22 protein-coding genes are annotated in these 24,740 nt (G+C 72.4%); 12 read left to right on the top strand and 10 right to left on the bottom strand.

The window, feature by feature from the left end:
* Window positions 1–6: 6 nt before the first annotated feature.
* The 3 genes from N912_RS0110180 to N912_RS50890 are packed head-to-tail and all read right to left on the bottom strand — an operon-like array spanning window position 7 to window position 2,621.
* A complete protein-coding gene (locus N912_RS0110180) occupies window positions 7–915 on the bottom strand; it encodes an SDR family oxidoreductase (protein WP_028922340.1) in 909 nt (302 codons plus the stop codon).
* Between the two features lie 18 nt (window positions 916–933).
* Window positions 934–1,917, bottom strand: coding sequence for a hypothetical protein (locus N912_RS0110175; protein WP_245645236.1), 984 nt, complete (start codon window positions 1,915–1,917; stop codon window positions 934–936).
* Entirely contained in the window at window positions 1,914–2,621 is a 708-nt protein-coding gene (locus N912_RS50890) for a TetR/AcrR family transcriptional regulator (protein ID WP_051579996.1), read from the bottom strand. The genes N912_RS0110175 and N912_RS50890 overlap by 4 nt, the downstream gene beginning before the upstream one ends.
* Before the next feature lie 66 nt (window positions 2,622–2,687).
* Here N912_RS50890 and N912_RS0110165 point away from each other — a divergent pair, with 66 nt between their 5' ends.
* Entirely contained in the window at window positions 2,688–3,131 is a 444-nt protein-coding gene (locus tag N912_RS0110165; RefSeq protein ID WP_028922338.1) for a VOC family protein, read from the top strand.
* Here the strand turns inward: N912_RS0110165 and N912_RS0110160 are convergent.
* Both N912_RS0110160 and N912_RS0110155 read right to left on the bottom strand, forming a co-directional pair.
* Window positions 3,112–6,486: an AAA family ATPase gene (locus tag N912_RS0110160; RefSeq protein ID WP_028922337.1), complete on the bottom strand. Its 3,375-nt coding sequence runs from the start codon at window positions 6,484–6,486 to the stop codon at window positions 3,112–3,114. The two genes, N912_RS0110165 and N912_RS0110160, sit on opposite strands and share 20 nt — an antisense overlap.
* Window positions 6,486–7,655 carry an exonuclease SbcCD subunit D gene (locus N912_RS0110155; RefSeq protein WP_028922336.1) on the bottom strand — a complete coding sequence of 390 codons (1,170 nt, stop codon included), beginning with the start codon at window positions 7,653–7,655 and terminating at the stop codon, window positions 6,486–6,488. The genes N912_RS0110160 and N912_RS0110155 overlap by 1 nt, the downstream gene beginning before the upstream one ends.
* Window positions 7,656–7,724: 69 nt before the next feature.
* Here N912_RS0110155 and N912_RS50885 point away from each other — a divergent pair, with 69 nt between their 5' ends.
* From N912_RS50885 to N912_RS0110135, 4 genes are all read left to right on the top strand, one after another.
* Entirely contained in the window at window positions 7,725–8,405 is a 681-nt protein-coding gene (locus N912_RS50885; protein ID WP_037064118.1) for a GntR family transcriptional regulator, read from the top strand.
* An 87-nt stretch (window positions 8,406–8,492) separates the two neighbouring features.
* Entirely contained in the window at window positions 8,493–9,560 is a 1,068-nt protein-coding gene (locus tag N912_RS0110145) for a hypothetical protein (RefSeq protein WP_156993373.1), read from the top strand.
* Between the two features lie 85 nt (window positions 9,561–9,645).
* Window positions 9,646–11,139: an NCS1 family nucleobase:cation symporter-1 gene (locus tag N912_RS0110140; protein WP_028922334.1), complete on the top strand. Its 1,494-nt coding sequence runs from the start codon at window positions 9,646–9,648 to the stop codon at window positions 11,137–11,139.
* Between the two features lie 5 nt (window positions 11,140–11,144).
* A complete protein-coding gene (locus N912_RS0110135; protein ID WP_028922333.1) occupies window positions 11,145–11,879 on the top strand; it encodes an aspartate/glutamate racemase family protein in 735 nt (244 codons plus the stop codon).
* A 106-nt stretch (window positions 11,880–11,985) separates the two neighbouring features.
* On the opposite strand, the gene N912_RS50880 is transcribed toward N912_RS0110135, so the two are convergent.
* On the bottom strand, window positions 11,986–13,785 hold the full coding sequence (locus tag N912_RS50880; RefSeq protein WP_156993370.1) for an ATP-binding protein: 1,800 nt from the start codon (window positions 13,783–13,785) through the stop codon (window positions 11,986–11,988).
* A 246-nt stretch (window positions 13,786–14,031) separates the two neighbouring features.
* Here N912_RS50880 and N912_RS65680 point away from each other — a divergent pair, with 246 nt between their 5' ends.
* The 3 genes from N912_RS65680 to N912_RS0110115 are packed head-to-tail and all read left to right on the top strand — an operon-like array spanning window position 14,032 to window position 15,764.
* Window positions 14,032–14,421, top strand: a complete 390-nt coding sequence (locus tag N912_RS65680; protein ID WP_028922332.1) for a hypothetical protein — start codon at window positions 14,032–14,034, stop codon at window positions 14,419–14,421.
* Window positions 14,402–14,932: a DUF6879 family protein gene (locus N912_RS0110120; RefSeq protein ID WP_037064114.1), complete on the top strand. Its 531-nt coding sequence runs from the start codon at window positions 14,402–14,404 to the stop codon at window positions 14,930–14,932. Before N912_RS65680 ends, N912_RS0110120 begins: the two co-directional genes overlap by 20 nt.
* The gene (locus N912_RS0110115; RefSeq protein ID WP_028922330.1) at window positions 14,913–15,764 is read left to right on the top strand and encodes a helix-turn-helix domain-containing protein; all 852 of its coding nucleotides are present in this window, start codon (window positions 14,913–14,915) and stop codon (window positions 15,762–15,764) included. The genes N912_RS0110120 and N912_RS0110115 overlap by 20 nt, the downstream gene beginning before the upstream one ends.
* Here the strand turns inward: N912_RS0110115 and galK are convergent.
* The 3 genes from galK to N912_RS0110100 are packed head-to-tail and all read right to left on the bottom strand — an operon-like array spanning window position 15,761 to window position 18,859.
* Entirely contained in the window at window positions 15,761–16,975 is a 1,215-nt protein-coding gene (gene galK / locus N912_RS0110110; RefSeq protein WP_028922329.1) for a galactokinase, read from the bottom strand. The genes N912_RS0110115 and galK overlap by 4 nt on opposite strands.
* Before the next feature lie 34 nt (window positions 16,976–17,009).
* The gene (gene galT / locus N912_RS0110105; RefSeq protein ID WP_211261253.1) at window positions 17,010–18,062 is read right to left on the bottom strand and encodes a galactose-1-phosphate uridylyltransferase; all 1,053 of its coding nucleotides are present in this window, start codon (window positions 18,060–18,062) and stop codon (window positions 17,010–17,012) included.
* A gap of 23 nt (window positions 18,063–18,085) precedes the next feature.
* Entirely contained in the window at window positions 18,086–18,859 is a 774-nt protein-coding gene (locus tag N912_RS0110100; RefSeq protein WP_028922327.1) for a DeoR/GlpR family DNA-binding transcription regulator, read from the bottom strand.
* A 213-nt stretch (window positions 18,860–19,072) separates the two neighbouring features.
* Here N912_RS0110100 and N912_RS0110095 point away from each other — a divergent pair, with 213 nt between their 5' ends.
* The 3 genes from N912_RS0110095 (at window position 19,073) to N912_RS50875 (ending at window position 22,847) form a co-directional block, all read left to right on the top strand.
* Window positions 19,073–20,113, top strand: a complete 1,041-nt coding sequence (locus N912_RS0110095) for a substrate-binding domain-containing protein (protein ID WP_028922326.1) — start codon at window positions 19,073–19,075, stop codon at window positions 20,111–20,113.
* Window positions 20,114–20,141: 28 nt separating this feature from the next.
* Window positions 20,142–21,638, top strand: a complete 1,497-nt coding sequence (locus tag N912_RS0110090; RefSeq protein WP_037064112.1) for a sugar ABC transporter ATP-binding protein — start codon at window positions 20,142–20,144, stop codon at window positions 21,636–21,638.
* A gap of 96 nt (window positions 21,639–21,734) precedes the next feature.
* A complete protein-coding gene (locus tag N912_RS50875) occupies window positions 21,735–22,847 on the top strand; it encodes an ABC transporter permease (protein WP_245645235.1) in 1,113 nt (370 codons plus the stop codon).
* Here the strand turns inward: N912_RS50875 and N912_RS0110080 are convergent.
* Entirely contained in the window at window positions 22,844–23,416 is a 573-nt protein-coding gene (locus N912_RS0110080) for a 3'-5' exonuclease (protein ID WP_028922324.1), read from the bottom strand. The genes N912_RS50875 and N912_RS0110080 overlap by 4 nt on opposite strands.
* A gap of 199 nt (window positions 23,417–23,615) precedes the next feature.
* Between N912_RS0110080 and N912_RS0110075 the strand changes: the two genes are divergently transcribed.
* Window positions 23,616–24,740 (top strand): lipid II:glycine glycyltransferase FemX, encoded by a 1,125-nt coding sequence (locus tag N912_RS0110075; RefSeq protein WP_028922323.1) that lies wholly within the window; start codon window positions 23,616–23,618, stop codon window positions 24,738–24,740.

Below are 24,740 nucleotides of genomic sequence, written 5' to 3'. Positions count from 1 at the left end.
ACCGGGCTAGTCCGATTGCAGCAGCGGGAGCAGGGCGCCGAGCTCGTCCGTCACCGAGCTAGGCACGATGTAGCCGTCCTGGGCGCGGATGTCGTCGAGGTGCGCGGCCACGTCCTCGGCGGACACGGCGGCGCCCTTGCCGGCGAACCAGCCGGGGGTCAGGCCGACGAACATCCGGGCGTACCGGCCGCCGCCGGCGGAGAAGATCTCGTGGGTGTACTCGCAGGCCTCGCTGGCCAGGTAGACCACCATCGGGGTGACCAGCTCGGGGTCCAGGGCGTCGGCGAGCGGGCCGAGCAGCTCCTCGGTGAGCCGGGTGCGCGCGAGCGGGCAGATCACGTTGCTCTTGATGTTGTTCTTGGCGCCTTCGAGGGCGAGCACATTGTTCAGCCCGACCAGGCCCATCTTGGCCGCGCCGTAGTTGGTCTGGCCGAAGTTGCCGAGCACGCCGGCGTTGGACGCGGTGAACACGATCCGGCCGTAGTTGTTCTCCTTCATCGCCCGGAACGCCGGCTGGGTGACATGGAAGGCGCCCTTGAGGTGCACGTCGAGCACGGCGTCCAGGTCCTCGTGGGCGAGCTTGGCGAACGTCCTGTCGCGCAGGATGCCGGCGTTGTTGATCACGATGTCGACCTTGCCGAACGCCTCCAGCGCGGCCGAGACGATGGCCTGGCCGCCCTCGGGCGTGGCCACCGAGTCGTGCGAGGCGACGGCGGCTCCGCCGGCCGCGTGGATCTCGTCGACGACCTTCTGCGCGGCGGAGGCGTCCGCGCCGACCCCGGCCGCCGACCCGCCGAGGTCGTTGACCACGACAGACGCGCCGCGGGCGGCCAGCTCCAGCGCGTAGGTCCGGCCCAGGCCGCCACCGGCCCCGGTCACGATGGCCACCCGGTCCACGAAGCCGATGTCTGTCACGGCGATCACATTAGACCGTCACATTGAGATCGCGGCCCTCCGGATGGCGCGGTAGAGCAGCGCGCGGTCACCGAGGCGGCGGCGCAGCTCGCGCTCCAGGCCGGCGATCGGGTACAGGTTCTGCGGGGCGCGGGCGTCCTTGTACTCGGACGAGGCGTACCGGGCGAGCATCGGCTGCGAGCGGTTGGCCAGCTCGACCACCTCGGCCACCGGCAGCTCCGCCGAGCACTCCACCCGCACCACCCCTGCCCACGGCGCGCCGGGGCGGCCGGGCAGCTTGAGGTACCACGAGCAGCGCCGCCAGCTGGTGCCCAGCGCGAACACCGGGGTGCGCTGGCCGGGCTCCAGGGCGCCGACGATGCGGTGCTGGGCCGGCGGCAGGTACTCGCTGCGGTGCGTCTTGATGAAGCCGAGCGCGCGCGGCAGGTGCGCCCGGCCGCGCAGTGGGCCGTCCACCACCAGCACGTCGTCGCCACCGCCGGACTCCAGCGCGGCGGACTCGGCCACCGCCGCTTCGACGGTGGCCAGCTCGCGCTGCACGGCCAGGTTGAGGTCCTGGCCGGGGTCGCCGTGCGCGGCCACCCGGACCCGCCGGTAGCTCCCGGCAGTGGTGGGCAGGTCGGTGGCGCGCTCGGAGATGCTGAACAGGCCCCGGCGGACCTCGGCGGTGAGCAGCCGGGCGCCGGCCGGTTGGCAGCGCACGGCGCCGGCGGCGTAGGAGGCGCAGAGCGCGAGCGAGACGGTGTCCGGGTCGCTGTCCGGCCCGGGGATCCAGGCCATCGCGTCGATCCGGCGCACGCCGTCCACGAACAGCACCGCCGCCTCGGTGCGGTCCGCGCTCGGGTCGGGGTCGACCGGGCGCCAGCGCGACTCGTCGACCTCGACGTCCAGCGTGACCTGCGCGCTGGAGCGGCCCAGTTCGGCCGGTTCCTCGGTGCTCGCGCCGTAGGCGGGGTCCCAGGTCTCGACCCGCAGCCGCATCGGCTCGGTCGCTGTGGTCATCCCGGCACGGTAGCTCCGACCCCCGTCGCGCCGGGCGGGGGCTCGCCGTAGAGCGTCGAGGTCCAGAAGTGGGACAGGGTGTCGATCAGGGTGTCCTCGTCGTCGTAGGGCGCCACGCCGCAGGCGGCCAGGTAGTAGAGCCGCTCGCCGAGCCAGCACAGGCCGCCGGCGACGGCCTCGACGTTCCGGCCGGCCAGCCGCGCGGTGGCCACCGGGTCGGACTCGATCTGGCGGACGGCGGCGTCGGTGAAGGTCCGCATCTGGTCCAGCCACAGCGCGGTCAGCCGGGGGTCGGTCCGCCAGTTCTCCACGATCGCGCGCAGCACCGGGGCGTGCGCGAGCCAGAGGCGGGCGCCGGCGGCGGTCCCGGCGCGCAGCGCGTCGGCCTTGCCCGCCGTGCCGCCGTCCGGAGTGGCCAGCCAGGGCTCGGCGGCCTCGTGCCCGCGCGCGACCACCCTTTTGACCAGCTCGGCGAGCACGTCGTGCTTGCCGTCGAAGTAGAAGTAGAAGCTACCCCGGGACACGCTCGCGGCGGTCAGGATGTCCGCGACGCTCAGGTCGCCGAACCGGTGCGAGGCCAGCAGGTGCTCGGTGGCGGCCAGGATCGCCTCCCGCAGGTCCTGCCCCGACGTTGTCGAGATCGGGGCCGATCGTCGGCCGTGCCGGCGGGGTGCCCGTTTCGGCGTTCCTGGTCCGTTCGTCACGGGCGGAGAAGCTATCAGTTCGGTTTGTCTATACATGCTGTCTAGACAAACTGTATAGTCGCACGCATGGCCACGATCTCCGCGCACCTGGTGGTGCACGACGCGGCACACGCCGCCAGGTGGTACGCCATGGCGTTCGGCGCGCGCGAACGCGGCCGCATCCCGCTGCCCAGCGGCAAGCTGGTGTCCGTGGAGCTGTGGATCGGCGACTCCGAGGTGCGGATCGCCGACGAGTTCCCCGAGCTGGGCATCGTCTCGCCGCGCGCCCTGGGCGGCACCTACGGCGCGCTGCAGATCAGCACCGACGACGTGGACGCGCTGTGGCAGCGTGCGCTCGACGCCGGGGCGGAGGTGTTCCATCCGCTGGCGGACAGTTTCTGGGGCACCCGGCACGGCCAGGTGATCGACCCGTTCGGCCACCGCTGGGGGTTGAGCCAGCACCTGCGCGACGTGCCGGCGGACGAGCTGATCCGCGCGGCGGCGGAGGCGTTCAGTTCGGCTCGCGGGTGACCGAGGCGGTGCGCTGGTCGCGGGTCACGACGAACCGGACGGGCACCCGCTCGGCCAGCGCCGGCACGTGGGTGATCACGCCGACCATCCGGTCGCCCAGGGTGGCCAGGTTCTCCAGGGTGCCGGCCACCAGCTCCAGGTTGGCCTCGTCAAGGGTGCCGAAGCCCTCGTCCAGGAAGATCGAGTCCAGCTTGGCGGCGCCGGCCGCGGCGAGGGAGGCGAGCTGCTCGGACAGCGCGAGCGCCAGCGCCAGGCTGGCCTGGAAGGTCTCCCCGCCGGACAGCGTCTTGACCGGCCGGTGCGCGTCCGCGTCGGCGTGGTCGACGACCAGGAACTCGCCGTCGGCGTGGGCCAGCTCGAACTGGCCGCCGGACAGCTCGGACAGGTTGCGTGAGGCGTCCGCGACCAGAGCGTCCAGCGCGGAGGCCACCAGCCAGCGCGGGAACGCGTCCGAGCGCAGCAGCCCGGCCAGCATCCGGGCCACCTCGCGGGCCTGCTCGGCGGCGTCCCGGTCGGCGGCCAGCGCGGCGGCGGCGTCGCGGCGTTCGGCCAGCCGGGCGGTGGCGGCGCGGGCCCGCTCCAGGGCGGCGGACGCGGCGGGGGCGGCGGTGGTCACCAAGTCACGGTCGTCTGGGTCGTCCCCGTCGTCGGCCGGGGTCACGCCGTGCTCGGCCAGCTCGGCGGCCAGCGCGCGGCGGGCCTCGTCGAGGCGGCGGCGGGCGTCGTCGAGCTGCTCGCGCGCGGCCGTCAGCCGGCGGTCCCGGTCGGTGGCCGCCCGCCGCGCCCAGCCGACCAGCGTGTGCCACGCCGCGACCAGGTGATCGCCGGGGCCGTCCGGGTCGTCGCTGTCCTCGTCCGGGTCGTCGGGGTCGTCGTTCTCGGCGTCCGCCGGGGCGTCCAGCATCGGGGCGCCCAGACCGACCAGCGGGTCCCTGGCCGCGCGCAGCGCCCGCCAGCCCCGATCCACCAGGCCGGACACCTCGGCGGCGGCCTCCCAGGCCTCCCGCAGCCCGGACCGGGCCGAGCGCAGGCCGGCGTCGGCGGCCTGGACCTCGGCGTCCAGCTCGTCCAGCTCGGCCAGCCGGCGGGCCAGCTCCTCGTCCGGCGGCGCGTCGGCCAGGGTTTCGCTGAGCTGGTCGCGGCGCTGCCGGGCACGGGCCAGCTCGCCCAGGGCGTCCTGCTCGGCGCGGACCGCCTCGGTGTGCTCGGCGCGGCGGTGCTCGGCCCGCTCGGCGGCGGCGTCGAGGACGCGTGCGGCGTCGGCGTGCGCGCGCTCCGCCTCGGCGGCCGCCCGCTCGGTGTCGGTCAGCCAGCCGGCGCGCTCGGCGGCCGCCTCGGTGGCCCATTCGGTGAGCTCGCGCCACGAGCGCACCGGGTCGTCCGGGTCGAGCGCCGGCGCGCCCAGCGCCACCAGCGGGTCGCGGGCCGCGCGCAGCTCCGCGCCGGCGGAGGCCAGCCGGCGGGCGGCCTCGGCGTCGGCGGCCTCGGCCTCGGCGGCCGCCCGGCGGGCCCGGCGGAACCGGTCGTCGGCGGACCTGGCGGCGGCGGTCAGCCGGTCCAGGGTGGCCAGCCTTGCGTCGACCTCCTCGGGGGCGGCCGGCGCGTCGGTCAGCCGGGCGCGCAGCGAGTCGATGCGGACGGTCAGGGCGTCCAGCTCGGCGGCGGCGCGGTGGTCGGCCTCGGCGGCGGTGCGCTGCTCGGCGGCGGCCCGGTCGCGGCGCTCGCCGGCCCGGTGCACCTCCTCGTTGGCCTCGGACAGGTCGGCGGCCTCGGCGTGCGGCGGCAGGGTGTGCACCGTCTGCTCGCACACCGGGCACGGCTGGTGCGGCGTCAGGGTCGGGCGCAGCGCGGCGACCAGGTCGGAGCGGGCCACCATGTCGCGTTCCAGCCGGGCCACGGCCAGCGCCCGGTCGGCGTCGGCGAGCGCGGCGTTGGCCTCGTCGGCGAGGGCGGCGGCGGTGTCGTGCCGCGCGGACACCGCCCGCCAGGCACGCTCGGCGGTGAGCAGCTCGACGTGGTCGCGGCGGGCCTGCTCCAGCCAGCCTCGGTCGGGGGCGTCGGCCAGCGCATCGCGGGCGTCGGCGTCGGCGGCCTCGGCGTCGGCCAGCTCGCGGCGGGCGGCGTCCAGCGCGTCGGCGGCGGCCGCCCGCTGCTCGTCCAGCTCGACCACGCCGTGCGGGACGCGCAGCGAGGTCAGCGCGGCCCACTCGTCGGCCAGCCGGGAGGCCTCCTCGCGCAGCCGCTCCCGGCCGGCCACCGCCTGGTCCCTGGCCGCCCGCGCGGCGTCCAGGGTGGCGTCGGCCTCGGTCGCGGCGGCCTCGGCGGCCTCGGTCCGGTGTGCCTGGGCCGACGCGGTGTCGTCCAGCTCGGGCAGCCGCCGGTGCAGCTCGGCCAGCTCGGCGTGGTCGCGGCGCAGCTGGCGCAGCGGCTCGCGGTCCGGCGCGGCGGCCAGCCGGTCGCGGGCCTCGGTGTCGGCGTGCTCGGCGGCGGCCATCCGGTCGCGGGCGTCGGCCAGCACGGCGGAGGTGTCCCGGGCCCGGTCGGCCAGGTCGACCAGCCCGTCCGGGGGCCGCAGCCCGGACAGCGCGTCGCGCTCGGCGGCCAGCTCCTCGGTGGCGCAGTGCGCCGCGTCGGCCTCGGCGTCCGCGTCGGCCAGCCCTGGCAGCGCCCGCTGCACCCGTTCGACCAGGGCGGACAGCGCGTTCTCCCGCTCCGAGGCCTCGGCGAGCGCGTCCTCGGTGGCGTCGGCGTACCCGGCGAGCTGTTCGCCGAGCAGCTCGGCGCGCTGGGCGGCCAGGCGGGCCTCGGCGCCGGCCTCCTTGGCCATGGTCTCGTACATGCCCAGGCCCAGGATCCGGGTCAGGGTGCGCTGCCGGTCGGCCGGCTTGGCGTGCAGGAACTGGGCGAAGTCGCCCTGCGGCAGCACCACGCAGATGCAGAACTGCTCGAACGGCAGCCCGAGCAGCTCCTCCACGGCCTTGGACACCGCGCCGTCGTGGGCCAGGACCTCGGTGTCCTCGGCGAGCACCCGCTCCAGCCGGGCGTTGCGGACGGTCACACCACCGCTGGCCGCCCGGCGCAGCTCCCGGGCCACCACGTACCGGGCCGGGCCGACGTCGAAGAACAGCCGCACCGTGCCCCGGTTCGCGGTGGGCGAGAGCGCCAGCGCCACCGTGCGCCTGTCGTCCCAGCGCGGCACCGAGCCGTACAGCGCGAACGTCATCGCGTCGATCACCGTGGACTTGCCGGAGCCGGTCGGCCCGACCAGCGCGAAGTACTCGGCGCCGGTGAAGTCCACGGTGGCGGGCTCGCGGAACGCGGCGAACCCGTGCATCTCCAGCAGCACCGGCCGCATCAGCTCGTGTCTCCCCCGCTGACCCTGTCGTGCAGCCTGGCGAACAGCGCGGCCACCCGCTCGTCGGCCACCCCGTGCTCGGCGCAGTACTGGTCGAACAGCTCGCCCGGCGTCCGCTCCACGCCCGGCCCCGCCGCCGGCCGCGACCCCTCCACCGGCGCGGCGAACTCCGGGTCGATCCGGACCTCCAGCGCGTTCGGCAGCAGCTCCAGCACCTCGTCGCGCAGCCCCGCCCGCGCCGGCTCGCGCACCCACACCCGCAGGTAGTCCTCGCCCGCCTCGGGGGCCAGCTCGGCCAGCTCGTTGACGGTGCCGCGCAGCGTCCGCAGCCGGCGGCCCGAGGTGATCGGGATGTCGCGCACCTTCGCCGGCAGCCCTGGCGAGGCCTCCACCAGGCAGACCACGTTGGTGTTGTCCTGCTCGCCGAAGTCCACCGCGAGCGGGGCGCCGCAGTAGTGCACCGGGCACGGCGCGGGCAGGCTCTGCCGGCGGTGCAGGTGACCGAGCGCCACGTAGTGCGCCTCCGCCGGGAAGATCGACGCCGGCACGTGGTACTCGAAGATCGACTGCGCGGCGCGCTCACCGCCGCCAAACGCCCCGCCGGTGACCGTCAGATGCGCCATCACGAGGTTCACCGTGTGGTCCGCAAACGAAGCCGTCAGCGTGCCCAGGACGTCACGGACGAGCTGGTCGTAGCCGGCCGAGCTCTCCGCCGGGGTCTGGCTGACCAGCTCGGCGGCCCGCACCGCGTAGCGCTGGGACACGAACGGCAGGACCGCCACCGTGACCGGCTCCCCGGTGGACCGCGCCTCGAACCGCACCACCCCGCCGTTCTCCGCCGGCCGCACCCCGCCGACCAGGGTGATCCCGGCGTGCCCCGCCAGCGGGCGGTAGGCGTCCAGGGTGGCCGCGTGGTCGTGGTTGCCCGCGATCGCGACGACCTGGGCCCCCGTCTCGGCCAGCGCCAGCAGCGCGCCCATGACCAACTGTTGGGCCGGCGCGCCCGGCGCGGCGCTGTCGTAGAGGTCGCCGGCGACGAGCACCGCGTCGACCCGCTCGTCCCGCACCACCTGGACGATCTCGCGCAGCACCTCGCGCTGCTCGTCGAGGCGGGACCGCCCCTTGAGCGTCTTGCCGACGTGCCAGTCGGAGGTGTGCAGGAAGCGCATAGACCGCCAACGGTAAGCGTGCCTAGCCTGCACTCCTCGACCAGGTGCCCCTCTCCCGGAGGAGGAGCCATGCCACGGCGCCGGCGCCATTCTTTGTTCATCGCCCGGCTGACGGACGGGACACAGGCCACCGAAGGGAGCCCGAGCGCCGTCATCCTGGACGAGCTGCGCCGCTGCGTGCTCGACGGCGGCGTCCCGCCGGGCACCCCGATCCCGCCGGACGAGGTGGCCGCCGTGTTCGGGGTCAGCCGGATCCCGGTCCGCGAGGCGCTCATGACGATGGTCGGCGAGGGCCTTGTCGAGCACCGGCCGAACGGCGGCTACACGGTGGCCAGGCTGACCGACGCCGAGCTGCACGAGCTGTACCTGGTTCGCGAGGTGCTGGAGACCGCCGCGCTGGCGGCCGCCGTGACCGCCGCGGGCCCGGACGACGACGCCGAGGCGAACGCCGCCTACCAGGCCCTCGACCATGCCGTGCGCACCGCCGACCTCCGCGCCTACCACCGTGACAGCCGGCGGTTCCACTGGGCGCTGGTCCGCCCGTGCGGGATGCGCCGGCTGTTGGGCATGCTGGAGTCCGCGTGGAACCTGACCGAGCCGGTGCAGCCGATGGCCCAGGTCACCGAGGCGGGCCGGGCCGATCTGCACGCCGACCACGATGCGCTGCTCGCCGCGTTCCTGGCCAGGGACGGCGCCGAGCTGGTGCGGGTCGCCCGCCGGCACCACCGCCGCCTGCAACTGCTGATCTAGGCGACGGGTACCGGCCCGTCAGGCCGACCCCAACGCCCTCGTTCCGCCGAGGGTCAGCACGGTTGTTCACCGACGAGGGGCGCCGTGATGAAAACCCGTTCGCCGCGCGATGTGCGCCGAGTCTGGGCATGGTGGGGGGCCTGCGCACTGTCCTGGACCGCCGCCGCCGCCGCGACGCATCTGTTCGCGTCGTGGCTCTTCGGCAGGCTGTGGGTCTACACGATCGGTCTCGTGCTCGTGGTGTGGCCGGCCGCCTTGACGGTCACCGTGGTCGCGGTGGTCGTGACCGTGCGACGTCTGTTCGGGCTGGGTGGCGCCGCTGCCGGTCCCCGACCGCCGAGATGGTGGGTGGCCTGCGCGCTGTCCTGGGGCGCCGTCGCCGCGTGCAATGTGTTCGGATCGTGGCTGGTCACCCGGCTTTCTGGCTATGGGTTCGGTGTCATGGTCGCGGCGTGGCTGGCCGCGATGACGTTCACAGTGGTCGCGGTGGTCGTGACCGTACGTCGTCAGTGTGGGCCGGGCGGCCCCGCCGATCCCCGACCGCCGAGATGGTGGGTGGCCTGCGCGCTGTCCTGGGGCGCCGTCGCCGCGATGCATCTGTTCTGGCCGTGGCTCTCCACCTGGATGTTGTTGTTGGCGTCCGGTCCGCTCGCGGCGGCGTGGCTGGTCGCCCTGACGACGAGCGTGGTCGCCGTGAACATGACGGTCCGGTCGCGGGGTGGACGGGTCGGCCTGGCCACCGGCCTGATCGTGGTGGCGGCGGGTGCGACCATCTGCCTCGTCGACTGGCGTTCGGTGTTCGCTGTGGGGTGGTTCGTCGCGCACCGGAGCGATTTCGTGGCCGTCGAGCGCCTGGCTCGGTCCGGCGAGCTCGGCGAGCCCGAGAGGTGGATGAGCGACGGAAGCGACCTGCCTCCGCGATACCGAGGCCTGTCGGTAAACGGCAAGATGGCCACCGCGACGATCGGCAAGCCGGGTGGGGCTCCGGTGCTGTTGCTCCCGGCCCATATCGATATCGGGCACACCGCCCCGTACGGGTTCGTGCACCTGACCGGCCCGGCTGAGAACGACGGCCTCGACGGGTTGGGGCAGCGGCTGCGGCCGCGCATCGAGCTCGGCGATGGATGGTGGTGGGCCGACTACGCTCGGCCTTGAGCGCGCGGTGACGAGATCGGGCGGCCCGAAAGATATACGTTTCGCGTGACGCCGGTGTAACACAGCACACATACGGTCACCCGGCATGACAGAGGTCGCGCCGCACCCCCAGGCCGAAACCACCGAGACCGGCGCCGGTGTGGTCAAGCCGGGCTACGACCCCCGGTTGACCAACGACGACCTCGCGCCGCTGCGCCGGCAGTCCTGGGGCTCGTACAACATCTTCGCGTTCTGGATGTCGGACGTGCACAGCGTGGGCGGCTACGTCACGGCCGGCAGCCTGTTCATGCTCGGGTTGTCCAGCTGGCAGGTGCTGGTCGCGCTGCTGATCGGGATCGGCATCGTGAACGTCTTCTGCAACCTGGTGGCCAGGCCCAGCCAGGCCTCCGGGGTGCCGTACCCGGTGATCTGCCGCGCGGCGTTCGGCGTGCTCGGGGCGAACATCCCGGCCATCGTGCGCGGGCTGATCGCGGTGGCCTGGTACGGCATCCAGACCTACCTGGCCTCGGCCGCGCTGGACGTGGTGCTGCTCAAGCTGTTCCCAGCGCTGACCCCGTACGCGAACGTGCACGAGTACGGCTTCGTGGGGCTCTCGCTGCTGGGCTGGTGCTCGTTCACGCTGCTCTGGGTGCTGCAGGCGGCGGTGTTCTGGACCGGCATGGAGTCCATCAGGCGGTTCATCGACTTCTGCGGCCCGGCGGTCTACGTGGTGATGTTCCTGCTCACCGGGTACCTGATCCACCGCGCCGGCTGGTCGGCGATCGACCTGACCCTCGGCGAGGTCCGCTACACCGGCTGGAGCTCGGTGCCGGTGATGCTCGGCGCGATCGCGCTGGTGGTGTCGTACTTCTGCGGCCCGATGCTCAACTTCGGCGACTTCTCCCGCTACGGGCGCTCGTTCGACGCGGTGCGGCGCGGGAACTTCCTGGGGCTGCCGATCAACTTCCTGGTGTTCTCCATCCTGGTCGTGGTCACCACCTCGCTCACCCTGCCGATCTTCGGCGAGCTGATCACCGACCCGGTGGCGACGGTGGCCCGCATCGACAACGCGTTCGCCATCGCGCTGGGCGCGCTGACCTTCGCCATCGCCACCGTCGGGATCAACATCGTGGCCAACTTCATCTCCCCCGCGTTCGACTTCTCCAACGCCAACCCGCGCCGGATCAGCTGGCGGGCCGGCGGGATGATCGCGGCCGTCGGCTCGGTGCTGATCACGCCGTGGAACCTGTACAACTCCCCGTCGGTGATCCACTACACGCTGGAGACCCTGGGCGCGTTCATCGGCCCGCTGTTCGGGGTGTTGATCGCGGACTACTACCTGGTGCGGAAGCGGCGGGTGGTGACTGATGATCTGTTCACCATGTCGCCCGGTGGGCGGTACTGGTACCGGCGCGGGTACCACCCGGCGGCGATCGTGGCGACGGTGGTCGCGGCGGCGGCGGCGCTGGTCCCGGTGCTGTGGACGCACGGGCCGGGGATGGCCGTCGCGGTGCAGTACACCTGGTTCATCGGCATGGCCGTGGGGCTTGTGGTGTATGCCGCACTCGGCCGACACACCGCCGTGGCCCGGGAAAGATGAGCCCCATGCTCATCACCGTCATCAACGCCAACACCAGCGACGAGATGACCCAGGCGATCGCCTCCGGCGCCACGGCCGTCGCCCCGCCGGGTACCGAGGTGCGGGTGGTGTGCCCGCCGATGGGGCCGGCGTCCGTGGAGAGCAGCTACGACGAGGCGCTGAGCGTGCCCGGGCTGTTGGCGTCGATCGCCTCCGGGGAACGGGAGGGCAGCGACGGGTACGTGATCGCCTGCTTCAGCGACCCGGGGCTGGACGCGGCGCGCGAGCTGGCGGGCGGGCCGGTGGTCGGGATCGCGGAGGCCGCCATGCACACCGCGTCGTTCCTGGGCCGGGGCTTCAGCGTGGTCACCACCCTGGCCCGTACCTGCGGCCGGGCCTGGGACCTGGCCGAGCGCTACGGCATGCGCCGGTTCTGCCGGGGCGTGCACGCCTGCGGCATCCCGCCGCTCGCCCTGGACACCGACCCCGCCGCGGTCCAGACGGTCCTCGACTCGTGCCGGTCCGCGCTGGAGACCGACGGCTCGGACGCGATCGTCCTGGGCTGCGCGGGGATGAGCGAGTGGTCCGACAAGCTCACCGCCGAACTGGGCGTCCCCGTGGTCGACGGCGTCCGCGCCGCGGTCCTGACCGTCCAGTCGCTCGTAACCATGCAACTCCGTACCAGCGCTCGCACCGACTACGCCGCACCCCCACCCAAGCCGTACACCGGCCTCCTCCGCCCGTTCACCCTCCCGTCCTAGGCGCCCGCGAGTCGCGGATTCCGTCAGGGCGAGTCGGGGTTTTCGTCAGCGCGAGTCGCGCGTTTCAGCACACCGAGTCGCGCGTTTCAGCACACCGCCGCGCGGCTCAGAACGGCGGTGGGTCGTCCACCGGGGGGAGGCGGCGGAGGGGGTCGCGCACGGCGCCGTTCCCGCTCGCGCCGCCGCTTGCGCGAGCTCCGTTCCCGCCTTCGGCGCCGCCGCCGGTGGACGGGGCGTGGGCCGGTTCGCCGGCGCTCTCCGACAGCCGGGTCGCCCAGGCCGGGAACGGGAACTCCACGGCCAGCGGCACCGGGATCTCCGGCTGGGAGACGAACATCGTGCCCGGCCGCGCCAGCGTGGCCCGGCCGCGCTGCGAGGCAGGCAGGAAGCCGTACTCCGGGCGCCCGGCCTCGGCGGGGTCCAGCCGCCCGACGACCTTGATCGAGGAGTTGGCCACGATCCGCCGCTCCACCTCGCTGGCGGTCTGCTGCGCCCCGACCAGGATGATGCCCAGCGACCGCCCGCGCTCGGCGATGTCCAGCAGCACCTCCTTGATCGGGCTGCTGCCCTCGCGCGGCGCGTACTTGTTCAGCTCGTCGATCATGGTGAACAGCAGCCCGCCCGGGCCGGCCGCCTCCTTGCGCGCGGTCTCGGCGGCGAGCACCACGCCGACCACGAAGCGTTGCGCGCGCTCCGGCAGGTTGTGCAGGTCGACGACCGTGACCTGCTGCCCCTCCGTGCTCACCCGCCGGCCCGGGGTGTCCGGCAGGTCGCCGCGCACGATCGTGCCCAGCGGCTTGAGCGACGAGCGCAGCCGGCGCAGGAACGCGTTGATCGTCCCGGTGCCGGTGACCGGGCCGGCCCACGGCGCGCGCACCGAATGGTCCTCGTCGGTCAGCTTGTCCGAGACGAACCCGACCAGGTCGGCGTAGGTGCGCAGCAACTGGCCCTCGACGCTCACCGCGCCGTCCACGCCGGCCGGCATCGCGTCGCGCCGCAGCCTGGTCGCCACCTGGTGGATCACGGACGTGTACTGGTTGCGCTCGTCCTCGGCGTCGGCGAACGCGAACCTGAGCAGCTCCTCGGCGCAGAACTCCCGAAGCGTCCACCAGAACGCCCCGACGCCGCTGGTCCGGCCGGTGACGTACGGGCGGCCGGTGGGGTCCTCGGGCGTCGGCGGCGCGAAGAACCCCACGCTGGGGAACGGCTCGGCCGGCAGCCCCAGCCGGCCGTACGCGTCGCGCAGGCCGGGGCCGGTCTCGGGGTCGGTGAGCCGGCGGTTGGCGTGGTCCAGGAACAGCAGGTCCTCGCCCTTGACGCTGAACACCAGCGCCTTCGCGTTCACCGCCCGGTTCCCGAGCGCGCCGCCTCGGAAGATCGAGTACAGCAGGAACAGCGCGAAGCTGGTCTTGGTCGCCACGCCGGAGACGCCGCTGATCGACACGTGCCCGCCCCGGGTGCCGTCCAGGAACTCCAGGTTGAGGTAGATCGGCTCGCCGTCGCGGCCCATCCCGGCGGCGACCTTGCGCTCCATCCGGTCGAAGTACAGCGCCTGCGCGCGCTCCTCCCCGACGGCGCGGTGCACCGGCTCGCCCGGGCGCGGCGGGACGTAGCACTCCGGGTCGACCCTGGTCGTGGTGACCTCGGCGATCTCCTGCACCTGCGCTGGGAGTACGCCTTCGTTGATCAGGAACACGTCCGAGCCGAAGCTGGCCCCCTCGTGCCGGGCTCGTACCTGCGTGACCACCCCGGACGCCAGCACCGGCCCCACGCCCGCGACCTGCCGCACCGTGACCACCACGTCGTCGAGCTGCAGGTACGCCCCGTCCGCGATCGCCACACTGAACAACAGCGGCGTGGCGTCCTCCGTACCCGCGACCAGCCCGACCGCCGCTCTCTCCGCCACCGACCGCTCCTCCACCGAAGCCCGAACCCGAGCGGCCTTGCTACCACAGCCGTCGGACCATCCATCTCGCAGGCCCGCTCTCGCAGCGGCCGACCGCAATCGGTAGCACTCCGCTATTCTTTTTCCAAAGGATGTTGCGGCGTGTTTCTCGGACTGGTCGCAATGCTTGACACCGCCTAAACGGAAGGAACAGGCTGGCGCGGCGGTTCGGCAATCAGCCGGACGCCGGCAAACCGGAGGACAATCGTGAGACTGCGCTTCCTCGGCAAGGACTCTCCGATCGACGACTCACCAACACTGTACGATACCTCGCGGAATTCGCATCTCGTGCAGGGCTGGAAGGTGAACGACGTCGAGATCCTCGCCCAGCTCGACCTCGACGCCGACGAGACCTGCGTGGAGGTAACCAGAAAGTTGATGTCCTTCCTGTCCAAGAGCGACCTCATCGACAATGAGCAAGCCGAACCACCGACCGTTATCCGTACCGATCACGACACCTACATCATCAAAGGCCGTAAGGTGACCGACGCGGAGGCGCTGGCCCAACTGAGGTTGCCCGACCACGAAACCGTGGTCGAGGTCTCGTCGGCGCTTCGCCGGGCCGTGGAGGAGCAGCATGCAAAGACTGACGCCTGAGCAGCGGAAGGACATATTCAGCTCATTCGAGCGCTTCGCTTATCACCTGGAGATGCGGGACTGGTACGCGGTCGACGAAGAGAAGGACCGGCTGGCCCGGTGGCGGGCCGGCGAGCAGGTACGCCCGATGTCCAAGGAAGACTGGTGGCGGCCCTGGCACACGATCATCCGCGACGCCAGGCAGCGGGGTGCCGTGGTACGCCGGGCGCGGATCGTCTCCGAGCCGGTCACCGACTACATTCGCTACGAGTGGGAGGGCACGTACCAGAACGTCGAAGCCGGTGAGGAGGTCCGATGGCTGCCGCGACGGTTGGCTTCGGGGATCGCGCTGCCCGGCAACGACTTCTGGCTGTTCGACGACAAGACGGTGATGTTCAACCACTTCACGGGGGATGGCGGCTCGGCGGGCAAGGAGTTCGTCACCGAGCCCGCCGTGATCAAGCTGTGTCACTCGGCCTTCGACGCCGTCTGGGAGATTGCCACTCCACATAGTGACTACCAACCCCGCTGACAGAGCACGACAGGCGCTGGGAGCACGCCTGCGTGAGATCCGCAAGGACGCCGATCTCACCGGGCGTGCTCTCGCCGCGCTTGCGGGGTGGCACTTCACCAAGATTTCCAAGATCGAGCATGGTACGCAGGCTCCGACGGAGAAGGACCTGCGCGTGTGGTGCCGGCACTGCAATGCCGAGGATCAGATTGCCGACCTGATCGCCACCGTCCGGTCCATCGAGTCGATGTACGTCGAGTGGCGTCGCCGGCTGCACGGGGGAATGAAGCGGCTGCAGGAGGCCGGCAACGAGCGATACCTGCGGACTCGACTGTTCCGAATCTACCGGCCGATGCTGATCCCGGGCCTGTTCCAAACCGCTGAATACGCGGCGGCGTTGATGGCCGAGGCCATCGATTTCATGGATATCACAGATGATGTCGATCTCGCACTGGCCGCACACATGGAACGCCAATATGTGCTGTACAACGGCGATCGCCGATTTCTCACGGTCTTGGAAGAGCAGGCTCTACGCACACAGGTCAGCGGTAGAGAAACCATGGCGGGCCAACTCGACAGGCTGCTGAGCGTAGCGAGGCTACACCGCGTCAGCCTGGGCATCGTCCCCTCGATGGCATCGCGCAAGATTTTTCCCAACGAGGGCTTCATTATGTACGACGACCGTATGGTCATGGTCGAAACCTTCTCGGCCGCGCTGACCATCACCCAGCCCAGGGAGATCGCGATCTACGCCAAGGCGTTCGCCAGGCTGCAACAGTCCGCCGTCTTCGGCCCAGAAGCCCGCGAGCTGATCACCAACGCGCTTCGGGACCTGGAGCGCGGGCAAAGCTAAGCCGGGCCCCATTCGCGGGCGGCGGGGCCGGCGGGTTCGGCGCGCAGGAAGCTCGGCGTCGGGAGGCCGGCGCGGGCGGTCGCGGTGGCTACGGAGTTCGCCACGGAGTCCAGCCGCGACTCGTGGACCAGGGCGATCGCGGACCCGCCGAACCCGCCGCCGACCATCCGGGCGCCCAGAGCGCCGGCCTCGGTCGCGGCGGTCACCGCGGCGTCCAGCTCAGGGCTGCTCACCTCGTAGTCGTCCCGCAGCGACGCGTGCGAGGCGTCCAGCAACGGCCCCAGCTCGGCCAACCGCCCGGAGGCCAGCAACGACGCCGCCTCGCCCGCGCGCGCCGTCTCGGAGATCGCGTGCCGGACCCGGCGCAGCAGCATCGGGTCGTCCTCGCCGACCGCCGCGAGCCCGGCCACCGCGTCGGCCACCGACGCCACCCGCCGCAGCGAGGTCACCCCCAACAACCGCGTCGCTCGATCCACCACCGCACGCCGAGACCTGTACTGCCCGTCCACCAGCCGATGCGGCGCGTTCGTATTGATCACCAGCAGCGCCAGCCCGGCCGAGTGCAGCGACAGCGGCACCGCGTCCGCCTCGCCGGTCGCGCAGTCCAGCCGCAGGCAGTGACCAGCCCGGGCGTGCAGGGCCACCGCCTGGTCCATGCCGCCGGTCGCGGCCAGCGCTATCTCGTTCTCCGCCCGGATGCACGCCTGCACCAGCTCGGCGCGCACCGCCGACGGCGGGCACGGCCCGCACAGCTCCGCCAGCGCCACCGCCAGCGCGCACTCCAGCGCCGCCGAGCTGGACAACCCGGCGCCCAACGGCACGTCGGAGTGCACCGCCACGTCCGCGCCGCCGAACGCGGCCGGCAGCACGCCCTCGGCGACCATCGCCCACACCACCCCGGCCAGGTACGCCGCCCAGCCCGTCGGGTAGCCCGGGCGGATGTCCGCGACCGCCCCGCTCCACGGCTCGTCGCGCTGCCCGGACACCAGCCGCAACCGACCGTCCGCACGCGGCCGCACCGCCGCCCAGGTGCGCTGCGGCAGCGCGAACGGCAGGCAGATCCCGCCCACGTAGTCCACGTGCTCGCCGATCAGGTTCACCCGCCCCGGCGCGGACCACACCCCCACCGGCTCACCGGAGAACGCCTTGGCGAACAGCCCGGCCGCCGCCCGCGCGGACGCGACCGACGACGGCGGATGCCACTCGATCACGGCCGGCCACTCCTCCGAGCTAAGCGTCAAGGGGCTAAGACGCTACCGCGCGTAGCCGCCGGGCAATCAGCTCCGGGGTGGTGTCGTTGATCCAGGCGCCCATCGCGGACTCCGAGCCGGCCAGGAACTTCATCCGCCCGGGCGCCCGCATCAGCGAGAACAGCTGCAGGTGCAGGCGGCCCAGCTCGCGGTCCGCCCCGACCGGGGCCTGGTGCCAGGCCGCGATGTACGGCGTGCGCGCCACGCCCGGGAAGAACCTGTCCACCCGGCGCAGCAGCTCCAGGTACAGCACCGCCAGCTCGGCGCGCTCGGCGTCGGTGAGCGCGGTCAGGTCGGGGACGTCGCGGTGCGGCGCGAGGTGCACCTCCAGCGGCCACTTCGCCGCCCTCGGCACATAGGCGCTCCACGCCTGGCCGCCCAGCACCATCCGCTCCCCGGCCTCGCGCTCGGCGGCCAGCACGTCGGCGAGCAGCGAGCGGCCGGTCTCCTCGAAATGCTCGCGGGCACGACGGACCAGGGCCTGGGTGCGCGGCGGCAGGTAGGGGTAGGCATAGATCTGGCCGTGCGGGTGGGTGAGGGTGACGCCGATCTCCTCGCCGCGGTTCTCGAACGGCACCACCTGGCGGGTGGCCGGCAGCGCGGACAGCTCGGCGGTGCGGTCCGCCCAGGCCTCGATCACGGTGCGCGCCCGCCGCTCGGACAGGGTGGCGAAGCTGCCGGTCGGATCGCTGGTGAAGCAGACCACCTCGCAGCGCCCGTTCCCGCCGGAGAACGTCGGGAACCGGTTCTCGAAGACCACCACGTCGTAGTCCGCCGCCGGGATCTCGGTGGGCGGCTCGCCGGGGCGGCTGGGCGCGAGCGGGTTCTCCTCGGCGGGCGGCATGTAGGTGCGGTTCATCCTGTGTGCGGCGATCGCGACGTACTCGCCGGTCAGCACGTCGAGGCGGATCTCCGAGACGGTGTCCCTCGCGGGCAGCGCCCGGGTGTCCGGCACCTCGCGGGTGGCCGCGCCGGACAGGTACGGCTCCCGGTCGTCGAAGTAGATCAGCTCGCGGCCGTCGGCGAGCCGGGTCGAGGTCTTGCGCACCCTCACCACGTCCGGACTGGTCCTCACCATGCCGCGACAACCAGCTCGCCGACCAGCCCGGTGAGCTGCTCGCGCGCGGCGCCGTCCAGCCGGTCGTCGGTGACCATGATGTCCACCTCGGTCAGGGCGGCGGTGGTCTGCAGGGCGACGACGCCCCACTTGGTGTGGTCGGCCACCACCAGGATCCGCCGGGAGGCCTCGATCAGCGCCCGGTTCGTCTGCGTCTCCAACAGGTTCGGGCCGGTCAGGCCGGCGCGAGGGTCCATGCCGTGCACGCCGAGGATGAGCAGGTCCAGGTGGATGCCGCGCAGCGCGGCCACCGCGAGCGGTCCGACCAGCGCGTCCGACGGGGTCCGCATGCCGCCGGTGAGCAGCACCGTCTGCTCCACCCGCCGGTTGCGGTGCAGCTCGTCGGCGACCGGCAGCGAGTTGGTCACCACCGTGAGGTCCGGGACGTCCAGCAACTGGGTGGCGACCAGGTGCGTGGTAGTGCCCGCCGACACCCCGAGCGAGCTTCCGGCCGGCACCCGTGACGCCGCCGCCCGCGCGATCGCCGTCTTGGCCTCCACCTCCTGGGTGGCCTTGGTGGCGAAGCCCGGCTCGTGCACGCTGGCCATCCGGGGCAGCGCGGCGCCGCCGTGCACCCGGTCCACCAGCCCGCGCCCGGCCAGCTCGCCGATGTCGCGGCGGACCGTCATGTCCGAGACGCCCAACGCGGCCACCAGGTCGGCCACCTTGACCGCGCCGCTGCGAGCCACCTCGTCCAGGATGAGCTGCTGGCGCTGCCTGGCCAGCATCAGCCCGGACGGGGCGGGCGAGGGGGCGTGGTCATGCGGTCATGATGTCCACCAGGTCACGGAAAGTCAACAATATCGAACATCACTTGGGCGTCAGCAGCCACAGTTTCTGCGCCTATCTGTTCGAAAATGTTGACTTTGGCGTACTACGTCGGTGATGCTGCACCCCAGACTTCGAGTACACCGGCACGGCCGTGCAAAGGAGCACCCCCGATGAGACTGTCCCGCTTCCCCGTGGTCGTGGGCACCCTGAGCGTTGCCGTGCTGATGACGGCGCTGGCCACCGGGTGCTCCAGCGGCCAGCAGTCCGGCCCGTCGGGCCAGAACGCCGCGCCGATCTCCGGCGACATCACCATCGCCTACCTGCAGAAACAGGGCGACCAGCAGTACTTCCTGGACGAGGCCGCCGGCGCCCAGGCCGCCGCCAAGGAGCTGTCCAAGCCGGGCTCGACGGTCACCGTCAAGATCGTCAACCTGGGCCAGGACGCCAACAAGGCGGTCACCGAGACCGACTCGGCGGTGGGCCAGAAGGTGCACGGCATCGCGATCGTCGTGCCCGACCAGAAGATCGGCCCCCAGGTGGCGAACGCGGTGAGCGCGTCCGGTGTCCCGATGGTGGCCTCCGACGACTCGATCAACGACGGCAGCGGGGCCGAGGTGCCGTTCGTCGGGTTCGACGGCTATGACATGGGCTCCAAGGTGGGCACCGAGGCCGCCAAGCGGGTGGCCGGCAAGGGCTGGAACCCGGCGGAGACCGGCGTGCTGTACGCCTACAAGCAGGACCTCACGGTGTGCCAGGACCGGGTGCGCGGGGAGAAGCAGCGGTTCGCCGAGGGCGGCGGCAAGGGCACCGCGATCGAGGTCGGCACCGACAACAGCGTGAACGGCGCGCAGAGCACCGCGTCCGGCGTGATCACCGGCAACCCGAACATCAAGAACTGGGTGGTCATGGGCTGCAACGACGAGAACGTCTCCGGCGTGCTGCAGGCGCTGGCCAACGCCAAGGTGCCGGCGAACAACGTGGTGGGCGTCGGGCTCGGCGCGTACATCGCGTGCAAGTCCTGGCAGCCGGGTGCGACGCCGGACGGCTTCGTGTCCGCGCTCTACATCGACGGGCACGACGTGGGCGGCGACGCGGTGAAGGCACTGGTCGCCAAGATCCGCAACGGCACCCCGCTGCCGCCCAAGACCATCGCCAAGACCCAGATCGTGGACGCCGGCACCGCCGGGTCGACGACGCTGAAGTGCACCTGAGCCCATCGTGACCCCGGTAGCACTGCGGATGAGCGGCGTGAGCAAGCGCTTCGGGCCGGTGCGCGCGCTGCGGGACGTGACCGTGGAGTTCCGGGCCGGCGAGATCACCGCGTTGATGGGCGAGAACGGCGCGGGCAAGTCCACGCTGCTCAAGGTTCTGGTCGCGGCGCTGCCGGTGGACTCGGGTTCGGTCGAGCTGGACGGCTCCGCCGTGCGGTTCGCCGACCCGACGGCGTCGCGGGCGGCCGGGGTCAGGGTGGTCGCCCAGGAGCCGGAGATCATCCCGCACGTCAGCGTGGCGGAGAACATCTTCGTCGGCGCGCTGCCGTCCCGGCGCCGGCTGTTCCGCCGCGCCGAGCTGGTCGCGCGCGCCGGCGAGCTGATCGTGCGGCACGGGTTCGGCCAGGTGCTCGACCCCGAGACGCTCGGATCCAAGCTCACGCCCGCACAGCGCCAGCTCGTGGAGATCCTGCGCGCGCTCACCGACCAGCCCCGGGTGATCGCGTTCGACGAGCCCACCTCGTCGCTGTCGGACACCGAGGTGGACCTGCTGTTCGCGCTGATCCGCCGGCTGCGCGAGCAGGGCGTGGCGGTGATCTACGTCAGCCACCGGATCAAGGAGGTGTTCGCGCTCGCCGACCGGGTGGCGGTGCTGCGCGACGGCTCGCATGTCGGTACCAGGCCGGCGGCCGAGCTGTCCGAGGCGGAGCTGATCCGGATGATGGTCGGGCGCGACCTGGCCAGCCTGTTCCACGACGAGGTGCCCCGGCCGGAGCCCGGCGAGGTGGTGCTGGAGGTGCACTCGCTGTCGTCGGCCGATGTGCGGGACGTGTCGTTCCAGGTGCGGGCCGGGGAGATCGTGGCGCTGGCCGGGCTGGTCGGCGCCGGGCGCTCCGAGCTGGTTCGTGCGCTGGTCGGGGCCGAGCCGGTGACCGGTGGGTCGATCGTGTTCCAGGGCATCGGGCGGCGGTTCGGCTCGCCCCGGGACGCGGTGCGCGCCGGCATCGGGCTGGCCCCGGAGGAGCGCAAGGCCGAGGCGCTGTTCCTGCAGCGCAGCGTCCGGGAGAACACCGCGGCGGCGATCTACGACCAGCTCCGCCGTGGCCGGGTGATCAGCCGGCGCCGGGAGCGGGCCACCGTGGCCCGGTTCCTGGAGCGGCTGCGGGTGCGCACGCCCGGGATGGAGTACCCGGTCTCCAACCTCTCCGGCGGCAACCAGCAGAAGGTGGTGCTGGCCCGCTGGCTGGCGCGCAACCCGGCGCTGCTGATCCTTGACGAACCGACCCGTGGCGTCGACGTCGGCGCCAAGTCCGAGATCTACGCGATCATCCACGAGCTGGCCGGCGCGGGCATCGCGATCCTGATGGTCTCCTCCGAGCTGCCCGAGGTCCTCGGCCTGGCCGACCGGATCATCGTCATGCAGAACGGCCGCATCACCGGCGAACTCCCCCGCGCCACCGCAACCGAAGAGGCCGTCCTAGCCCTAGCCATGGCCGACGACCTCTCCACCCTGCTAACCCAATGACCTGGCCGCACACCCAGTTCGTACCCCCCGCACACCCGTTTCAGTGCGTGTGCGGGGTACACACCGGGTGTGCGAGCCGGCCGAGAAGGGGGCGACGTGACCGAGCGCAGCGACGTGACCGAGCGGGAGGCGGCGGCGGGCGGCCGGGGCGACGGCGCCGACGCGGCCACCGCCGCGACCGAGGCGACCACCGCGCCAAGACAGACCGACCGTCGGTCGGTTTTGCGGGCGCTGGGCGTTCTCACCCACGCCGACCGGGTCCAGAACCTGATCCTGCTCGCCGTGATCGTGCTGATCGCCGTGTTCGTCACCTCCCGCCAGCCCGCGTTCCTGACCTGGAACAACCTCAGCGTCGCGGTGACCGGCACGATCATCCTGTTCGGCCTCACCGGCCTGGTCGAGCTGCTCGTGATCATCGTCGGCGGGCTGGACATCTCGGTCGGTTCGATCGTCGGGCTGACCTCGGTGGCCGGCGCCCTGGTCTGGACGCACACCGGCCAGAACGGCGCGCTGGCCGTGCTCGCCGCGCTCGGCATCGGCCTGGCCTGCGGGCTGGTGAACGGGCTGCTGATCATCTACGGCCGGGTGAACCCGTTCATCGCCACGCTGGCCACCCTGGCCGCGTTCAAGGGCATCGGCCAGGTGATGTCCAACGGCGGCGCGATCGGCAGCGGCTTCAGCTCGAACGCGATCTTCATCTTCATCCAGCGCGGCAGCGTGGCCGGCCTGCCCACCCAATTGTTCGTGCTGGTCATCGTCGCGCTCGCGCTAGCGTTCCTGCTGCTGTTCACCGACATCGGCCGCAACATCTATGCGATCGGCGGCAACCCCACGGCCGCCCGGCTGGCCGGGGTAAGCATCAACCGCTACGTGCTCGCGGTCTACCTGGTTGTCGGCTTCGTGTGCGCGATCGCCGGCGTGATCCTGATGGCCCGGCAGGGCTTCGGCCAGCAGACCGGCTCGGTGGACGGCCTCGAGCTCAAGGCGGTCACGGTGGCCGCGCTGGGCGGGGCGTCGCTGCGCGGCGGCCGGGGCGGCGTGCTCGGCGCGGTGCTCGCGATCGTGCTGCTCGGCTTCCTGGAGAACGGCATGAACGTGCTCAACATCAACACGTTCTGGCAGAACGTCGCCCAGGGAACGCTGCTGCTCATCGCCGTCATCGCCCAACAGCGCCGCCGCAAGGAACGCGCCATCGGCATCCCGGACTAGCGTGCCGCGCCTTGACCGCACCTCGGCCAGTCGCCGCGAGCGGCCAGGTGCAGGACCAGGGCGGCGATGTTCCAGGCGTCGTCCTCGCCGCGATGGTGCCTGCCCTCCAGCGGAATGTTGGCGATCTTCAGGGCGCGCGCCATGCCGACCGGGCGGGACAGGCCGAACGAGGCGGCGAACAGCGACTTCGCATTGATATGGCGCGCGCCGAAGGGATAGTCGGTCGTGCACTGGCGCTGGAACTGCTTGCGGTCGTAATCTCCCCAGCTCGTCCATTCGCGATCGCGACCGGCGTAATCGTCGATCACCCGCCGGCACGCCTCGGCGAACTCGACGCCCGCGTCCACCTCCGACCGGGTGAGGCCGGTCAGCTCGGTGCAGAACGCGCTCACGGTCGATCGCCGAGGCCGGACCACTATTCGATGCCGACCGATGCGCTCCCCGGCGTCGACGTCGACCACCGTCAGGCCGATCTCGATGATCTCGCTGACCTGGCCCGGCGGTGGCCGCGACGGCCAGCAGGTGGCTTCGACGTCGACGACGTTCAGGAGCCGGGGCCCGGCAACCATGCCGCAAGTACAGCACACGCCGCCGGCCGCTTCACTTGGACGACCGCCGCCGATGCAATGTCACATCGCGCGCTTATCTTGCCTGATCACGGCGCAATTACGTCTTGATCACGGGTGCATAGTGTGCCGTCCCACTCCCGGCTGAGAGCCGCATGTATGGTGCAGGCCAATGTATTTAGGGAGATCGAATTCCACCGCGGTGGTCGAGGACCAATCGGTCTCGGTCATCCGCCGGGCCGGGCTGGATGCCGAGCTCGGCGCGCACTGGGAGCGGCTGGTGGACCGGCAGCCGGGCGCGGACGTCACCCAACAGCTCGAATGGGGCCGGCTGCGCAGCAGCGTCGGGTTCGAGCCCAGCTTCGTGCTGGCCTACCGCGACCGCGAGCTGGTGGGCGGCGCCCAGCTGTTCCGCAAGCGGGTGCCGGTCGCGGGCGGGATCGGCTACCTGCCATACGGACCACTGATCTTCACCGAGTCGCGGCGGGACGCGGTGCGCGCCGCGCTGTGTGCCGCCCTGCGCGACCTGCCGGGGCTGGGGTTGCGCGCGCTGTTCGTCCAGCCGCCGGACGGTGGCGAGGACATCGGCGAGGAACTGTCGGCGCTCGGGTTCCGGCCGTCCGCCGCCGGGATCGCGCCCCGGTCGTCGATGCGCGTCGACCTGCGCCAGCGCGACGACGAGCTGCGCGCCGCGCTGGGCCGCAAGCTGCGGCGGTGGACGCGGCGGTGGCCGGAGCGCGGCGTGCGGGTGCGGATGGGCGGGCGATCCGACCTGCCGCTGCTGGCGCGGCTGCTCGAACAGACGGCCGCGCGGCAGGGGTTCACCCCGTTGTCGCTGGACTACCTGCGCCGGCTCTACGCCGAGCTGAGCCCGTCCGGGAAGGCGCGGCTGTTCGTCGCCGAGGTCGAGGGCGACCCGGTCGCGGCGGCGCTGATGACCGCGTGCGGCGGCGTGCTGAAGACGCGGGTGAGCGGGTTCGACAGGTCGCGGGCGACGGCCGAGCTGCGGGCGCCGGCGGCGGTGCGGTGGTCGGCCATCGCGTGGGCCAAGGCCAACGGCTACCGGTACTTCGACTTCGGCGGGCTGTCCGAGCAGGCGACGAGCACGCTGCTCTCCGGAGAGCCGGTGGATCCGGCCGAGCTTCCCGGGCCCGACCAGTTCAAGGCGAGCTTCGGCGGCGAGGCCTACCGCTATCCGCGTCCGGTCGAGCTGATCGGCCCCCGGCTGCTGCGCCACGGCTACGACCTGTCCCGACAGGTTCCGGGCGCGCATCGGGTGCAGGGGCTGCTTCGCACCGCGTTCCGGGGCGGCACGGCGGACCCCTAG

Source organism: Actinospineispora acaciae DSM 45401, assembly GCF_000620785.1.
GTDB classification, from domain to species: Bacteria; Actinomycetota; Actinomycetes; order Mycobacteriales; family Pseudonocardiaceae; genus Pseudonocardia; species Pseudonocardia acaciae.
The sequence above is the reverse complement of the archived record's forward strand: the minus strand, read 5'-3'. Positions and strand labels throughout refer to the sequence as shown.

Excerpts from the sequence above, each read along its gene's own strand:
- N912_RS0110095 (WP_028922326.1), top strand. The coding sequence starts at position 19,073 with ATGAGACTGTCCCGCTTCCCCGTGGTCGTGGGCACCCTGAGCGTTGCC.
- N912_RS0110100 (WP_028922327.1), bottom strand. The coding sequence starts at position 18,859 with ATGCTGGCCAGGCAGCGCCAGCAGCTCATCCTGGACGAGGTGGCTCGC.
- N912_RS0110120 (WP_037064114.1), top strand. The coding sequence starts at position 14,402 with ATGCAAAGACTGACGCCTGAGCAGCGGAAGGACATATTCAGCTCATTC.
- N912_RS0110080 (WP_028922324.1), bottom strand. The coding sequence starts at position 23,416 with ATGGTTGCCGGGCCCCGGCTCCTGAACGTCGTCGACGTCGAAGCCACC.
- N912_RS0110090 (WP_037064112.1), top strand. The coding sequence starts at position 20,142 with ATGAGCGGCGTGAGCAAGCGCTTCGGGCCGGTGCGCGCGCTGCGGGAC.
- N912_RS0110140 (WP_028922334.1), top strand. The coding sequence starts at position 9,646 with ATGACAGAGGTCGCGCCGCACCCCCAGGCCGAAACCACCGAGACCGGC.
- N912_RS0110175 (WP_245645236.1), bottom strand. The coding sequence starts at position 1,917 with ATGACCACAGCGACCGAGCCGATGCGGCTGCGGGTCGAGACCTGGGAC.
- N912_RS0110165 (WP_028922338.1), top strand. The coding sequence starts at position 2,688 with ATGGCCACGATCTCCGCGCACCTGGTGGTGCACGACGCGGCACACGCC.
- N912_RS50885 (WP_037064118.1), top strand. The coding sequence starts at position 7,725 with ATGCCACGGCGCCGGCGCCATTCTTTGTTCATCGCCCGGCTGACGGAC.
- N912_RS0110135 (WP_028922333.1), top strand. The coding sequence starts at position 11,145 with ATGCTCATCACCGTCATCAACGCCAACACCAGCGACGAGATGACCCAG.
- N912_RS0110155 (WP_028922336.1), bottom strand. The coding sequence starts at position 7,655 with ATGCGCTTCCTGCACACCTCCGACTGGCACGTCGGCAAGACGCTCAAG.
- N912_RS0110145 (WP_156993373.1), top strand. The coding sequence starts at position 8,493 with ATGAAAACCCGTTCGCCGCGCGATGTGCGCCGAGTCTGGGCATGGTGG.
- N912_RS0110160 (WP_028922337.1), bottom strand. The coding sequence starts at position 6,486 with ATGCGGCCGGTGCTGCTGGAGATGCACGGGTTCGCCGCGTTCCGCGAG.